General features: G+C 69.1%; 15 protein-coding genes. 9 read left to right on the top strand and 6 right to left on the bottom strand.

Translation table 11 applies throughout. From position 1 onward, the window contains the following. The first annotated feature begins 29 nt into the window (after positions 1-29). The 3 genes from pcaDC to AADR41_RS11880 are packed head-to-tail and all read left to right on the top strand — an operon-like array spanning position 30 to position 2,804. Positions 30-1,307 carry a bifunctional 3-oxoadipate enol-lactonase/4-carboxymuconolactone decarboxylase PcaDC gene (pcaDC, locus tag AADR41_RS11870; protein ID WP_342281321.1) on the top strand — a complete coding sequence of 426 codons (1,278 nt, stop codon included), beginning with the start codon at positions 30-32 and terminating at the stop codon, positions 1,305-1,307. Positions 1,308-1,319: 12 nt separating this feature from the next. Then, positions 1,320-1,976: an MBL fold metallo-hydrolase gene (locus AADR41_RS11875; RefSeq protein ID WP_342281322.1), complete on the top strand. Its 657-nt coding sequence runs from the start codon at positions 1,320-1,322 to the stop codon at positions 1,974-1,976. Positions 1,977-2,024: 48 nt separating this feature from the next. Next, on the top strand, positions 2,025-2,804 hold the full coding sequence (locus tag AADR41_RS11880; RefSeq protein WP_342281323.1) for an exodeoxyribonuclease III: 780 nt from the start codon (positions 2,025-2,027) through the stop codon (positions 2,802-2,804). Between the two features lie 134 nt (positions 2,805-2,938). On the opposite strand, the gene AADR41_RS11885 is transcribed toward AADR41_RS11880, so the two are convergent. The 3 genes from AADR41_RS11885 to AADR41_RS11895 all read right to left on the bottom strand — a co-directional run bounded on the left by AADR41_RS11885 (position 2,939) and on the right by AADR41_RS11895 (position 5,906). Beyond that, positions 2,939-4,093, bottom strand: coding sequence for a Cmx/CmrA family chloramphenicol efflux MFS transporter (locus AADR41_RS11885; RefSeq protein WP_342281324.1), 1,155 nt, complete (start codon positions 4,091-4,093; stop codon positions 2,939-2,941). A gap of 1,045 nt (positions 4,094-5,138) precedes the next feature. Continuing rightward, on the bottom strand, positions 5,139-5,324 hold the full coding sequence (locus AADR41_RS11890; protein ID WP_342281325.1) for a hypothetical protein: 186 nt from the start codon (positions 5,322-5,324) through the stop codon (positions 5,139-5,141). Positions 5,325-5,516: 192 nt separating this feature from the next. Further along, positions 5,517-5,906, bottom strand: coding sequence for a VOC family protein (locus AADR41_RS11895; RefSeq protein ID WP_342281326.1), 390 nt, complete (start codon positions 5,904-5,906; stop codon positions 5,517-5,519). A 310-nt stretch (positions 5,907-6,216) separates the two neighbouring features. On the opposite strand from AADR41_RS11895, the gene AADR41_RS11900 reads away from it, so the two are divergent. Next, positions 6,217-6,612, top strand: coding sequence for a hypothetical protein (locus tag AADR41_RS11900; RefSeq protein ID WP_342281327.1), 396 nt, complete (start codon positions 6,217-6,219; stop codon positions 6,610-6,612). 103 nt (positions 6,613-6,715) lie between these two features. On the opposite strand, the gene AADR41_RS11905 is transcribed toward AADR41_RS11900, so the two are convergent. Beyond that, positions 6,716-7,255 (bottom strand): hypothetical protein, encoded by a 540-nt coding sequence (locus AADR41_RS11905; protein WP_342281328.1) that lies wholly within the window; start codon positions 7,253-7,255, stop codon positions 6,716-6,718. A gap of 460 nt (positions 7,256-7,715) precedes the next feature. Here AADR41_RS11905 and AADR41_RS11910 point away from each other — a divergent pair, with 460 nt between their 5' ends. The 5 genes from AADR41_RS11910 (at position 7,716) to AADR41_RS11930 (ending at position 11,480) form a co-directional block, all read left to right on the top strand. Then, a complete protein-coding gene (locus AADR41_RS11910; RefSeq protein ID WP_342281329.1) occupies positions 7,716-8,156 on the top strand; it encodes a DUF6278 family protein in 441 nt (146 codons plus the stop codon). A gap of 123 nt (positions 8,157-8,279) precedes the next feature. Next, entirely contained in the window at positions 8,280-9,023 is a 744-nt protein-coding gene (locus AADR41_RS11915; protein WP_342281330.1) for an amino acid ABC transporter ATP-binding protein, read from the top strand. A 14-nt stretch (positions 9,024-9,037) separates the two neighbouring features. Beyond that, entirely contained in the window at positions 9,038-9,949 is a 912-nt protein-coding gene (locus tag AADR41_RS11920; protein WP_342281331.1) for a glutamate ABC transporter substrate-binding protein, read from the top strand. 17 nt (positions 9,950-9,966) lie between these two features. Next, the gene (locus AADR41_RS11925) at positions 9,967-10,611 is read left to right on the top strand and encodes an amino acid ABC transporter permease (RefSeq protein ID WP_342281332.1); all 645 of its coding nucleotides are present in this window, start codon (positions 9,967-9,969) and stop codon (positions 10,609-10,611) included. Further along, on the top strand, positions 10,608-11,480 hold the full coding sequence (locus tag AADR41_RS11930; protein WP_342281333.1) for an amino acid ABC transporter permease: 873 nt from the start codon (positions 10,608-10,610) through the stop codon (positions 11,478-11,480). Before AADR41_RS11925 ends, AADR41_RS11930 begins: the two co-directional genes overlap by 4 nt. Before the next feature lie 58 nt (positions 11,481-11,538). Here the strand turns inward: AADR41_RS11930 and AADR41_RS11935 are convergent, their stop codons facing one another. Then, a complete protein-coding gene (locus tag AADR41_RS11935; protein WP_342281334.1) occupies positions 11,539-13,134 on the bottom strand; it encodes a CocE/NonD family hydrolase in 1,596 nt (531 codons plus the stop codon). A gap of 146 nt (positions 13,135-13,280) precedes the next feature. After that, the gene (locus tag AADR41_RS11940) at positions 13,281-14,489 is read right to left on the bottom strand and encodes a L,D-transpeptidase (protein ID WP_342281336.1); all 1,209 of its coding nucleotides are present in this window, start codon (positions 14,487-14,489) and stop codon (positions 13,281-13,283) included. Positions 14,490-14,712 lie beyond the last annotated feature (223 nt).

Raw genomic sequence — 14,712 nt, forward strand, 5'->3', positions numbered from 1 at the left:
GAAAATGTGCGCTGTGGGAGCGTGAGCGGGTGAGTGAGACAACGACTGAAACCCTGCAATACCGCTTTGACGGACCGGACGACGCACCGATCCTGGTCCTGGGCCCCTCCCTGGGCACCTCGTGGCACATGTGGGACCGGCAGATACCGCAGCTCACCCAGCACTGGCGGGTCTTCCGCTACGACCTCCCGGGCCACGGCGGCGCCCCCGCCCACCCCGCCACCGCCATCGCCGACCTCTCCGACCGGCTGCTCGCCACCCTCGACGCCGTGGGCGTCCAGCGCTTCGGCTACGCGGGCTGCTCCATCGGCGGCGCGATCGGCGCCGATCTCGCGCTGCGCCACCCGCAGCGGGTCGCCTCGCTGGCCCTGGTCGCGGCCTCGCCCCGGTTCGGCAGCGCCGACGAGTTCCGCCAGCGCGGGGTGGTCGTACGCACCAACGGTCTGGAGCCGATGGCCCGCACCGCACCCGAGCGCTGGTTCACCCCAGGCTTCGCCGCCGCCCAGCCGGCCATCGTCGACTGGGCCGTACAGATGGTGCGGACCACCGACCCCGGCTGCTACATCGCCGCCTGCGAGGCCCTCGCCGCCTTCGACGTCCGCGGCGAGCTCGGCCGCATCGGCGCCCCGACCCTCGTCCTGGTCGGCGCCGAGGACCGGGTCACCGGACCGGGCGACGCCCGCGTCCTGGTCGCCGGCATACCGGACGCCCGGCTCGCCCTCGTGCCCGGCGCCTCCCATCTCGCCCCGGTCGAGCAGCCCGGCGCCGTCACCGATCTGCTGCTCACCCACTTCTCCTCGGCCTGGCAGGACACCCTGGCCGCCATCCCCGCCCCGGCAGTGACCCCGCAGCTCTCCGCGCCCGTGCTGCCGGTCGCGGAGATCACCGCCGCCACTCCGCAGCCCGCCCCGGGGCCCACCGGACGCCCCGACCCGCACGAGCGCGGCATGAAGATGCGCCGTGAGGTGCTGGGCGACGCCCACGTGGACCGGGTGACGGCCGCCTCAGACGACTTCACCGAGGACTTCCAGGAGCTGGTCACCCGCTACGCCTGGGGCGAGGTGTGGACCCGGGAGGGCCTGGACCGCCGGACCCGCAGCTGTGTCACGCTCACCGCACTGGTCGCCTCCGGCCACCTGGAGAGCCTGGCCGCGCACGTCCGGGCCGCGCTGCGCAACGGTCTCACCCCGGCCGAGATCAAGGAGGTGCTCATGCAGACCGCCGTGTACTGCGGGGTGCCCGCCGCCAGTGCGGCCTTCTCCGTCGCCCGGACCGTGATTCAGGAAGAAACGAGCCCCCGCCCGTAGCAGGATGGGGCCATGGACGCCGTGAATCCCATGCACTCGACACTGACCAAGAAGACGCACTCCTGCATCCGTCTGGAGAAGGACGGGCGGACGCTCGTCATCGACCCGGGCGGCTTCTGCGAACAGGACGCCGCAGTCGGCGCCGACGTGATCCTGGTGACGCACGAGCACCCCGACCACTTCGACGAGGGGCGGCTGCGCACGGCCCTGGACGCCGACCCGGCAGCCGAGATCTGGACCCTGCACAGCGTCGCGGACCGGCTCGCCGCGGCCTTCCCCGGCCGTGTGCACACCGTGGGCAACGGCGACACCTTCACCGCGGCGGGCTTCGACGTACAGGTGCACGGCGAGCTGCACGCGGTGATCCACCCGGACATCCCGAGGATCACCAACATCGGCTTCCTGGTGGACGGTTCGCTCTTCCACCCGGGCGACGCGCTCACCGTCCCCGACCACCCGGTGGACACCCTGATGCTCCCGGTGATGGCCCCGTGGAACAAGATCTCCGAAGTCATCGACTACGTGCGCGAGGTGAAGCCGCGGCGCGCCATCGACATCCACGACGCGCTGCTCACCGATCTCGCCCGCCCGATCTACGACAGCCAGATCGGCAGCCTCGGCGGCACCGACCACGGCCGGCTGGCCCCGGGGGACTCGACCGGGCTGTGACCGGCGCCGGTCCGGCGGCTGTCAGTGCCACCCGCTAGGTTTACGTACATGCGCATCGCCACCTGGAACGTCAATTCGATCACCGCCCGGCTCCCGAGGCTGCTGGCCTGGCTGGAGAGCACCGGCACGGATGTGCTGTGCATCCAGGAGACCAAGTGCGCCGCCGAACAGTTCCCGGCGGACGCGCTCCGCGAGCTCGGCTACGAGTCCGCGGTCAACGCCACCGGGCGGTGGAACGGCGTGGCGCTGGTCTCCCGCGTCGGCCTGTCCGACGTCGTCACGGGGCTGCCGGACGGCCCCGACTACGAGGGCGCGCAGGAGCCGCGGGCGATCTCCGCGACCTGCGGCCCGGTCCGTGTCTGGTCGGTCTACGTGCCCAACGGCCGCGAGGTGGAGCACGCGCACTACGCGTACAAGCTGCGCTGGTTCGAGGCCCTGCAGAAGGCCGTCGCGGTGGACGCCGCGGGCTCGCAGCCGTTCGCGGTGCTGGGCGACTTCAACGTGGCCCCGACCGACGAGGACGTCTGGGATCCGGCCCTGTTCGAGGGCGCCACGCATGTCACCCCCGCCGAGCGCGCCGCCCTCGCCGCGCTGCGGGAGGAGGGACTGGCGGACGTCATGCCGCGCCCGCTCAAGTACGACCGCCCGTACACCTTCTGGGACTACCGGGAGCTGCGCTTCCCGAAGAACAAGGGCATGCGGATCGACCTGGTCTACGGCAACGCCCCCTTCGTCGCGGCGGTCGAGGACAGCTACGTGGACCGTGAGGAGCGCAAGGGCAAGGGCGCGTCCGACCACGCCCCGGTGGTCGTGGACCTCAAGGTCTGACCAAGGTCCGGGACCGGTTGTCAGTGGTGGCCGCTAGCGTGGTTCCCGTCCTTATCCCGCTTGCTGGCTGCTTGCAGTGACCAGGACAGCCCCGCCCGTTCAGCGCCGGGCGGGGCTCCATCACCTGCCGCCGGTCAGACGGCGGCGACGCGGCGCATCCGCAGTGACGCCCCGGCCGTGCCCAGTGCCAGGACCATCAGCAGGGCGCTCACCCACAGCGGCGACCGGAAGCCCAGTCCCGCACCGATGGCCAGCCCGCCCAGCCAGGGCCCGAGCGCGCCGCCCACATTGAACGCGGCGGTGGCGAACGAACCGGAGAGCGTCGGTGCGTCGGCCGCCAGCCGGAACACCCACGAGATCAGCGCCGTACCGGTGCCGAACGCCAGCATTCCCTGGACGAGGACGAGCGCCACCGTCGCGAACGTGCTGCCCGCGGTCAGCGCGAACCCGGCCCAGCCGACCGCCAGCGCCACCAGCCCGGCGGCGGTGAAGGCGACCGGCCGCAGGTCGACGAGCCGGCCGGCGGCCGTGACGCCGATGAACGAGCCCAGCCCGAACAGCGCCAGCAGAGCGGGCACCCAGGCGGCGGTGAGCCCGGTGACACGGGTGGCGAGCGGCTCGACGTAGGAGAACGCGCAGAACGTAGCCCCCTGCACCAGGGCGCTGGTCAGCAGGGTCAGCAGCAGCCGCGGACCGGTCAGGGTCCGCAGCTCCACGCTCGCGGGCGCGGGCGCGACCTCCGGCCGTCCCGCCGGAACGGTCCTGGCGATCACGAGGACGGCCGGTACGGAGATCAGGGCCACGGCCCAGAACGCCGACCGCCACCCCCAGTGCCCGCCGAGCGCCGCACCGGCGGGCACCCCGGCGACACAGGCGACGGTGACGCCTCCGACGACCACCGAGGTGGCGCGGGCCCGCGCCTCGGGCCCGGCCATGGCGACCGCGGTCACCAGGGCCACCGCCCAGAAGCCCGCGTTGGCCAGTGCCCCGACGACCCGCGTCGCGAGGAGCAGCCCGTAGCCGGGCGTGAGCGCGCCGACGACATGCACGGAGCTGAAGACACAGAGGAAGAACACCAGGGCGCGGCGGCGCGGCCAGTTCCGGCTGAAGAGCGCCATCAGCGGTGCCCCGACGATCATCCCGATCGCGAAGGCCGAGGTCAGCAGCCCCGCGGCGGGAATGGACACGTGCAGGTCGGCGGCGATGTCCGAGACCAGCCCGGACAGCATGAATTCGGAGGTGCCCTGGGCGAAGACGGCGAGCCCGAGCGCGTAGACGGCAAATGGCATGAAGGAACCCCATGGACGACTGACAGATGGACCGGACAGGGGGTGTGGGCCCGCGCCCGCCCGGCACGACGGGCGGCAACGCGGGAGAACGTCCGGGATGTTCATGGACGTGACGGCCGGCGCGACAGGCGCCGGAGCCGGAGAGCCCGCGCACGGTGGACCGGGAGCGGTTCACGAGCGCGGAGGGGGAGCGCAGCCCACACAACGGGGGTCCTGCGGTGGCAGCCGAGTGGGAATCGGTCCGGGCCGGGACTCGGCACCGGGGAACGATTCGACGGCGGATCGGCCACCGGCGGACCGGTGGCTAGCCTCTGTCGGACTCGGGGCTGGACATGATCGCGAAGTTACCAGCCCGGGGCGCCTCGCCTCCACTCCTTTTCCGCCGGAACCGTCCCTGGGTGGTGCGCGGCGCGTACGGCGGCGCGCGAGCGGGCTCCGCACCGGCGTCAGTACTCGAACGGCGGTCAGCGCGCCCTGTGGTGCACACCACAGGCTTCGCTTCCCGCCGAACCCGACGGGAAGTGAAGCCGGAACGCAGCAGCAGGCGCCACACCACTACCAACGACCGCCGGGAACCGCCTCGGCGGGAGGGGGCGCTACTGCTTTCAGCTGAAGTCGGACCCGGTGGCGGCCGTGTAGCCACTCATGTAATAACGCTGCCTGAAGTGAGCCCACTTGGGTGGACCACTCTCGATATCCCTGGACGCCCTACGAGGGCGGATCGAACCGGCGATGGCTCCTGGAGGAGCTGGGAATCGCATCCGCCCCGAGTGGAACAACACGGTCGAGCCGAGCCGCTGGAAGGCAGCCGGACCACACCTGAGGATGCTCACGGAAGCTCGTGCCAGCCGGTTCGGAGAGGCGGACGTATACCTTGAGTCTCCACGACCGAGCGCTGCCACACGAAGTGTCAGACCGCAGGTGGTGATGACTGCACCTGCTCCTGTCGCGGCGAGCGCCACGGTGGCGGAACCTGCTGGACGCAATGGCAGCTCGTCGGCGAGGACATTCTCATAGGCCCAGTGGGTCGCGTGGTGCGGCACCGCTACGGCTTGGCCTGGACGTCGTGACTGAGTCGGGCGGCCAGCCGGCTCATCACGCGAACACTCTCGGGCGTGTGCCCGGCCCAGTCGTCAAGAGCCCGCAGGATGGCGAGGCCTTCTTCGCGGGTGACGTGAAGGGTGTGGATGCCGTCGCCCTGCCCGGTGAGTGCTTCAAAGGGGGTGGTCATGCTCGGGCGACGCCGCAGCAGCATCACAGGTCACGCCGCCTCGTACCGATGCGCCCGGCCGCCCCGCCATTCGATCCAGTGCGGGTCGTCGAGGATGTCCCAGACGTCGTCGAGGCCGGCCCGCCGTAGGAACTCGACGAGGTCGTGGCCCTTACCGAGTCTCGAAGTGTCCGTGTTGGTTCCGACCTGGAGTCATGTGTTGCGTAGGCGTCCGTGACGAAGTGATTCCGGGGGATTGAATACGCAGAACTCGTTGCCCTCCGGGTCGGCAACGACGAACCAGCGGAAGCCGTGTTCGTTGAGTTCTTCAGAGAGCCTTGCGGCGCCAAGTTGTTTGAGGCGGTTGACCTCGGACATCACGTCTGCGGTGCCAAAGTCGAGGTCGAGATGCATGCGGTTCTTGCCTTGCTTTGGTTCCGGGACGTGCTGCAGGAGAAGGGTTGGTGCAGGAGCGGGCCCGACCAGGCTCAGGTAGGGAGGTCCGTGGAAACCGCGGCAGTAGTGCAGCGGGGCGAGCGCGCCGAGCCAGAAGTTCGCTTGGGCCTCGATGTCGACACAGTCCAGCGTCACAACGATCTGCATGGCGGAACGGTAGGAGGCCGGGCTCGCTTTGACGATCCATTTTTCTGCCGGACCCGATGAGGACTTCAGGTTCAGGCATCCTCTGAAAGCCCTGGTTCGGAGGTCGTCATCGGTCCTGCTCAAGAATTTGTGTGTCAAGATCAGCGATGCGCTTGTTGGCGAAGCGGAGATCGGTACATGCGAACGCAACGCCCCGGAATCCACTACCAACGAGCGAACCGGTCGACTTGGAAGTGATCGGTAAAGCCGCTGGCCTGTGGCAGCGAAGATTGATCCGTTGTCACCGAAGTCTGACTGAGAGCGAGGGCCGATGAGCCGCCGTATATCCCAAGGCGTCCTGGTCGTCGGTTCGATCGGCGTCCTGACCAACATCGCGGATGCGATCGGGTCGGGGCATCTGGAGCCGCACCACGCTTTCGCCGCGGTGGTCGCGCTCGGTGCGGGTGGCGAGCTGCTCAAGGAGCGGCGGCCCAGGGCTGCGCGGGCGTTGTACGCCGTGATGTCGGTGCTGCTTGTGGTTGCCGGATCCGTCGCAGGGGCCGGGGCATGGGCCTCACTCTTCAGGGGCGCGGAGCATAGCTGGCTCGACCTCGGACTCGGGGTTCTGGTCGTGGTCTACGTTGCCGTCAGCACGGGGCGGCTGCTCGCGCACCTGTCCCACAGAGCATCGAAGTCTCGTAGAACTGCCGGCATGCTCAGCGAGTAGTGCTGGCACCGGTCGGACTTCGGTGGCAATGGATCAATCTTCGCTGTCACAGGTCACCCGCCCCTCACTCGGAACAGCGCCCGGGGGCAGGGCGGACGTGCATTCAGGCCACGCCCTCGCAAGGGTTGTACTCCTGTTTTTTGGAACAGGACGCAAACCGTTTGGCGTACTGCTTGACGGCTGACTCGAAGACCTCTGTGGAGGAGGCGATCGTCCACTGCGTCGTTTGCACACCGAATTCGCTGTCGAGCGTCAGCCGGGTTCGGTCTTCCGAGAGGGTGCCCGTGACGGCCCCGTAGTCGATCAGTCCGTTGAACTCGAACGTGCTGTCCGAGCCGCGTCCGTTGACGTCGGTCTTCTCCCGAACCTCCTCGCCCTGCCCGTCGAAGTGCACCAGCGTGTACTTTCCGGTCACCTGGCCACCCTCGGGATAAACCTGGAATGCCAGCATGGCGTGCAACTCGCCGTCCACGGCCATGGCGACATACTTGCGGGGTTGGGCCACCTGCGTCGTACTCTTGGCTCGGCTTTCGGCGACCGGGCCGGCGTTGGCACCGGGTTGCCTGTCGCTGCTGGAGCAGCCGACGGCCGACGCAATCAGCAGTGCGGTCAGACCTGCGATGGCGGCAGCGTGCATGCGCACGCGCAGGAGTAGAAGCCGTAAGTTCGCTACCCGACCCACGAGACCCCCGGTGTTGCAGTCGTTGTAGTGACGTTCTACGGCTGAGCAAGGTAGCAGCGCCGCCGACTGGCGTCGATCGCTTGGGCTGCCGCGCCGTGTGCACACCGCGCGGTGATCGCTCCACCGGCCTCCCTGCCCTCCCGACGGCGGCAGACGCGGCTCATGAGGCGACCACTCGCCGGATCGCGGCCCACACCCCTCAAGGTGCAGCGATCCGGGGCCGGTTTTGTGTCATGGTGAGCTGATGGTCGCACTGCGCCGCGTTGACCCGATGGGGGCCGGTGGGAGTCAAGTGGGAGATGATCATGGTGAACGTGAGCCGACTGACGCTAAATGAAGCCAACTATCCGCTTCTGCTCGGGCCGGCTGCCGCCCAGGCAGGGCCCGTGTTCGGCGGTTGCACCCTCGGGGGGATCTGATCATGAACATCCCTTTCTTGGACAACTGGCGCAGGCGTCACGACGGAGCGCGGGGGGCGGGGCTCGCCGCCGCGGTCGCCGCCGATCCCGACGGCGTGGCCGAGCTCCTCGCGGAGTGCGAGCTGCTGCGTGTCCGAGTGGGGCAGTGCGGGCTCGAACTCGACGACAGCCCGGCGTCGTTGGCCGCTCTCGACCAGTTGCCGCCGCGCTGGCGGGACGACCCGGAGGAGCTGCCCTGGCTGGGCAACGACGCGGGGCTGTACCTGGGAACGGTCCTGGTGCGGAACGTCCCCGGTGCGGTCTGGAGTATCCGGCCGGGCGGGCAGCCCGTGGTGCGGCTCGCCTCCGGGCGGGAGATCGACGTGGTGGAGGCGGGGCTGGACTGGGCGATGGCGGGCAGCCCGGAGCTCTCCCAGGTCTATTCGGAGTCGGCCGAGGGGTAGAACTCCCATGGCAATCGGATAAGAAGCCTTATGCCCCATTTGTGCGTGTCGGCGGCGAAGTCCCTTTCCAGGCTGGATAGTTTGCGCTGACCTCGACACAGCGAAAAGTGGGTAGGGCAGCGTATGGCCGTCGATCCGTTGATCGAGCTGCGGGACGTCAACAAGTACTACGGACAGTTGCACGTACTGCAGGACATCAATCTCACCGTCGGCCGCGGGGAGGTGGTGGTGGTCATCGGCCCATCCGGCTCCGGCAAATCGACTCTCTGCCGGACCATCAACCGGCTGGAGACGATCGAGTCCGGCCACATCACGATCGACGGCAGACCCCTTCCCGAGGAGGGGAAGGGGCTGGCCCGGCTCCGGGCCGAAGTGGGCATGGTCTTCCAGTCGTTCAACCTGTTCGCGCACCGGACCGTGCTGGCCAACGTCTCGCTCGCCCAGCTCAAGGTCCGCAAGCGCAAGAAGGACGAGGCGGACCGGCGCTCCCGGGAACTGCTGGAGCGGGTCGGACTGGCCTCGCATGCCGACAAGTTCCCCGCCCAGCTCTCGGGCGGTCAGCAACAGCGGGTGGCCATCGCCCGCGCCCTCGCCATGGACCCCAAGGCACTGCTCTTCGACGAGCCCACCTCGGCGCTCGATCCGGAGATGATCAACGAGGTGCTGGAGGTCATGCAGCAGCTCGCCCGGGACGGCATGACGATGGTCGTCGTCACGCACGAGATGGGCTTCGCCCGCTCCGCCGCCAACCGCGTGGTCTTCATGGCCGACGGACGCATCGTCGAGGACCGCACTCCCGACGCGTTCTTCACCGCTCCTCGGAGCGATCGCGCCAAGGACTTCCTGTCCAAGATCCTCAAGCACTGACGGGGGGCTCCGTGTTGCGTACGAGAAAAGTCGTGGCCGCCTGCGCCGGACTCCTGCTGGCCGTGCTAGCCGCCGCGTGCGGCAAGGAGGGCAGCCCGCCGGTGAAGGGCCCGAAGCCCGAGCAGCTGCCGGTGTACAAGGTCGACACCGGTTTCCGGCTGCCCGCCTCGCCGACCTGGACCAATGCCAAGAAGCGCGGCTACCTCCGGGTCGGGGCCAAGGAGGACCAGCCCTACCTGGGCGAGAAGGACCCGGCCACCGGCATCTACTCCGGCTTCGACATCGAGATCGCCAAGATGATGTCGGCCGCCCTCGGCTTCGACCCGAAGACGATCCGCTTCCGGACCATCGCCTCCGCCAACCGCGAGACGGCGCTGCAGAACGGGCAGATCGACTACTACGTCGGCACCTACACCATCAACGCCATGCGCAAGAAGCTCGTCGGCTTCGCCGGCCCCTATTACATGGCCGGGCAGGGCCTCCTCGTCCGCACCGACGAGAACGACATCAACGGGCCCCAGGACCTGGCCGGCAAGACGGTCTGCTCCGCCGCCGGGTCCACCCCGTACCAGCGGATCGCCGCCGACTACCCGAAGGCGATCCTGGTCGCCTACGACACGTACTCGATCTGCGTCGACAACCTGCTGACCTACCAGGTCGACGCCGTCACCACCGACGACGCCATCCTGCTGGGCTTCGCGGCCAAGGCGCCCAAGGAGATGAAGGTCGTGGGCAAGCCGTTCTCCGAGGAGCCGTACGGCATCGGCGTCCCGCGCAGTGACAACGCGCTGCGGTTCGCGCTCAACGACGCGCTGGAGGCCAACGAGAAGAACGGCAACTGGAAGAAGGCGTTCGAGGCCACACTCGGCCTCTCCGGAGTGCCCGCCCCGACACCGCCGCCCATCGACCGCTACCCGGCCACCTGAGAGGGCGGGCATCGACCATGGACGTACTCACCGAGAATTTCTCGCTCTACGGCAAGGGCTTCCTGGGCACGGTCGAACTGACCGTCTACTCCTCGATCCTGGCCCTGGTCCTGGGCTTCTTCATGGCCTCCTGCCGGGTGTCCCCGGTCGCCGCGCTGCGGGTGCTCGGCACGGTCTGGGTGACGGTGCTGCGCAACACCCCGCTGACCCTGCTCTTCTTCGCGGTCCTGCTCGGACTGCCGCGCTTCGGGCTGGTCCTGCCCTTCGAGGTCTTCGCGGTTCTCGCGCTCGGCTGCTACACCTCCGCGTTCATCTGCGAGGTGCTGCGCTCGGGCATCAACACCGTGCCGACCGGACAGGGCGAGGCGGCCCGCAGCCTCGGCATGACGTTCGGCCAGACGCTGAACACCGTGGTGCTGCCGCAGGCGTTCCGATCCGTGATCCCGCCGGTCGGCTCCACGCTCATCGCCCTCGCCAAGAACTCGGCGATCGCCGGGGCGTTCAGCGTCACCGAACTGCTCGGGACCTACAAGACCCTCAACGAGCTGGGCTACAGCATCATCTGGACCTTCGTCTGGATCGCCGTCGGCTACCTGATCATCACCCTGTCCATCAGTGCGCTCTTCAACGTGATGGAGAAGCGCTGGGGAGTCGCCCGATGACCACCCGCACCGCACCGTCCGCCACCGCGCTCTACGACATCCCTGGCCCGGCGACCCGCAAACGCCATCTGCTCTACGGGATCGTTGCCACGGCCCTGATCCTCGCCCTGTTCGGCTGGGTCGTCCATCTGCTCTTCGACACCGGACAGTTCACCAGTGCCAAGTGGACGCCCTTCGCGTACAAGGGCATTCAGGAACTGCTGCTGCGCGGGCTGGGCAACACCCTCAAGGCGTTCGCGTACGCCGCGGTGCTCTCGCTCCTGCTCGGCGCGGTCCTCGCCGTCGGCCGGCTCTCCGACCACCGGGCCGTGCGCTGGATCGCGACGCTGCTGGTGGAGTTCTTCCGGGCGATGCCCGTTCTGGTGATGATCTTCTTCATCTTCGTGGCGCTGAAGGTGCAGCCGCTGCCCGCCCTGGTCGCCGGCCTGACCCTGTACAACGGCTCGGTGCTCGCCGAGGTGTTCCGCACCGGGATCATCTCGGTGGAGCGCGGCCAGTCGGAGGCCGCGTACGCCCTGGGGCTGCGCAAGACGCAGGTCACCACGTTCGTACTGGCCCCGCAGGCGGTGCGCGCCATGCTGCCCACGATCATCAGCCAGTTGGTCGTGGCGCTGAAGGACACCTCGCTCGGCTATCTGATCACCTATGAGGAATTCCTCCATGCGGGCAAGCTCATCGCATCCAACCTCGACTACGATCTTCCCTTCATCCCCGTGGTGATGGTGATCTCGCCGATCTACATCGGGATGTGCATGCTGCTCTCCTGGTTCGCGACCTGGGTGGCCAAGCGGGAACGGCGCAATCCGAAGATGAAGGCCGTGGAGATCGCACCGGCCGAACCAGGAACGCTGCTGCCGGGAGTGCAGTAGCCGGGTCCGCCACCAGGCGGTCCCAGCGGAGCGGTGCCCGCCCGGCAGCAGCCGGTGATCACTTCTCGCGCAACGGTACGGACACGTACGACGGGTCCGCCGGGGACGAGGAGAAGGTCAGCTGTGATCCGGTCGGGTTGTGCTCGATGTAGAGCGGATCGACGGTGTCGATCACCAGGGTGAGACGGTGACCGGCCGGAACGTCGTAGGCGGTGGAGAACAGCTCCAGGTCTACGGGGAACGGCCGGCCCGGCGTCCGCCCGTGGAAGGTATAGGGGGCGTTGCTGACCAGCTTTCCGAGGCCGAGCGGCCCTTCGTCGTAGAGATACGCGACGAAGGTGCCGCTTTCCTTGTTCGGGGTCACCGTGGTGTGGACCTTCACTGTGCCGCGCACCCGCTTCTCCACCGGGTACTTCCCGGACTGCCAGACCCCCGCGAAGGCACGGGGCAGCAGCGGGACGGAGGCGATCGGCGGCAGCTTCACGAACTGGTCGAGCGCGTTGGACAGCATGACGATGCCGCCGTTGGCGCCGGAGTCGATGTTCGCCAGGATCCGCCTGGTGCCGTCGAGCCCGATCCGTTCCTCGACGGCGCCCACCGACTTCCAGTCCGGGTAGCCCTCGTAGCCGCCGTCCGTACGGGACTTGAGCCGGACCGGCGGCTCCTGGTCGATGCCGTTGCGCTCGCCCTTGAGATAGCGGTCGAACCAGCGGTGGGCTTCGGTCCAGGTGTCGTTGGGCAGGCCGAGCAGTCCGGTGGCCTCCGCCGTGGCGTGGTCGCCCGGACGGAACTCCAGACGCTTGGGACCGCTGAGCTTCTCGTAGAACGAGGCGTACTGGTTGGGCGGGAAGATCGTGTCGCCCCAGGCGTTGCCCATCATGACGGCCGCGCCGTTGGCGTTGATCTCGTCGAGGTACGCGGCGGGGGAGCGTTTCTTCCCCCAGGCGATCATGTCCTCCTCCTTGGTGAGGTCGGAGCCCAGGAAGTCGGTGAGCGTCCGGGTCAGCTCGTCGCTCGGGCGGCCGGTGAGCAGGCCGGAGCCACCGAGGAGGGCGGCGGCCTGGAGGTGCTGGGTTCGGCCGCTGTAGATCGAGTCGATGAGATCGGCCCAGCCGCTGAGCGCGACCACGGCTTTGATCCGCTTGTCGTGCCCGGCCGCCAGGAGGCTGATGCCCGCCCCGTAGGAGACGCCGCCCATGCCGATGCGGTCCGGGTCGGCCGGGGTGCCGGCCAGGGCCCAGTCGATGACCGAGGAGACGTCCGCGAGATCCGGCTCTCCCGCGACCTCGATCCTCCCGCCGGAGAGCCAGAAGCCCCGTGAGGTGTAACTCACCACCACATAGCCGGAGTCGGCGAGCTGCTGGGCCTGGGCGAAGTATTCGACCTGTGGCAGGCCCCAGCTGGTGGGCAGCACGATCAGCGGGTGCTTGGTGCCGGGCTCCGCTCCGGCCGGTGTGAACACATTGCCCTTGAGGGTGATCCCGCCGGAGCCGGGGATGTCGTGGAACTCCGGGCCCGGAGCGGACGCCGCGACCGGCGTGGCGGGAGTCCGGGCGGCGGCCGCCGGAGCCGCGGAGAGGGCGGCTCCGGCGAAGAGGACGGCGGCGGTTCCGATGGACGCGGTGGTGCGCAGAGCCGGGTACGGACGTCCCACGGGTCACTCCTCACGGGTGCGGGGCAAAGTGACCCGACGGTAACCCCGACCCCTTACCCGTGGTAACTCATCGGTAAGTTACGTGAGGGTAACAATCGCCGGTCGGGGCGGGGGAGGCCCGGCGGCGGTCCGCCCCGCCCCTCCCGCTACAGCGCGCTCTTCGTCTGCCAGTCGGCCCACGACACGTTCCACGCCCCGTACCCGTTGCCCTCCGCCACCGTGCCCTTGGCGTCCGCGCCGGTGATCTCGAACGGGTCGCCGACCCGCACCTGCCCGTACAGCGCGCCGGCGTCGGCGTCGCTCATCCCGACGCAGCCCGAACTGTGGTTGGCCACCCCGAAGTAGGCCGCGTTCCACGGTGCCGCGTGGGCGTACATCCCCGACCAGGTCAGCCGCATCGACGAGTCGACCATCTTGTCGTAGGCGTCGCCGAGGCCGACCGTCTCGGAGCGCATGTTGATCGTGCCCTCCTTGGACATCAGCACGGCGGTCCCGCGCCAGGACGCCTTCTCGCCGCCCGGGGTACCGGCCGACATGGGCACGTCCATGACGGTCTCCCCGTCCCGCTTCAGCGCCAGCCGGTGGCGGTCGAGATCGACCTTGACCACCTGCTCGGCGCCGATCGTGAAGGTGGTCCGGTAGTCGCGCACGAACCAGCCGCCGGACCTGCCGGAGTCGATGCCGTTGAGATCGGCGTCGAGCGTGACCTTCGTCCCCGGCTTCCAGTACTCCTTGGGCCGCCAGTCGACGCGGTCCTTGCCGGAGTAGTCCTGCAGCCAGCCCCAGGAGCCCTCGGTGTTGTTCGAGGTGGAGACCTTCAGCGCCTTCTCGACCGCCGCCCTGTCCTTCACCGGGTTGTCGAAGACGACCGACAGCGGCTGGGCGATGCCGACCGTGGTGTTCTTGCCGGGGGCCAGTGTCAGCTTGTTGACCTTCTCAGCGGCGGCGGTGGTGAAGCCCGCCCTGGCGCCGCCGCCCTCGGTGTTCTTCGCCTCGATGCCGTACTTCGTGCCGGGGGCGGCCGGCCGGTCCGACGTCCAGGTCCTGCCGTCGGCGGATATCCGGCCGGTGAGCGCCTCGCCCCCGTCCGCGCTCACCGCGACCGTCTTCAGCTTCCCGGTGTCGAGCGTCACCTTCACCGGCGTCCCCGGGACGGCCCGGCCGCCCCGCAGGTTCACCGAGATCCTGGCCTCCGAGGACGCGGCCGCGCCGCCCTTGTCCGACTCCGGGTCCGAGGCGGCGGCACCGGAACAGGCGGTGAGCACGACACCGAGCACCGCGCCGCCGGCGACCAGGGTGAGCCGGGCCGGGCGGCCGGACGGAGCGGTGCGGCGTACGGGCCGGTGTGCAGCGATCAACGGAAAAACCTCCAAGGCATTGCTTCTCGCCGAGGGAGAGGCGAACGGCCGGCGACCGGTTCCGCGAAACGGCCGAAAACCGAGAAATGCCCTGTGTGACATGTAACGCATCAGACCGGACGTCGTCCGGTCACATCCGCCGCTCCGCTGTGGCCCGGACCGTTCGACGAGCCCCCGGGGCCGGACGCGGCACGGGGTACCCTCCACCCCTGACCCCGAC

Source organism: Streptomyces sp. CLV115, from assembly GCF_038448545.1.
Lineage (GTDB): Bacteria > Actinomycetota > Actinomycetes > Streptomycetales > Streptomycetaceae > Streptomyces > Streptomyces sanglieri.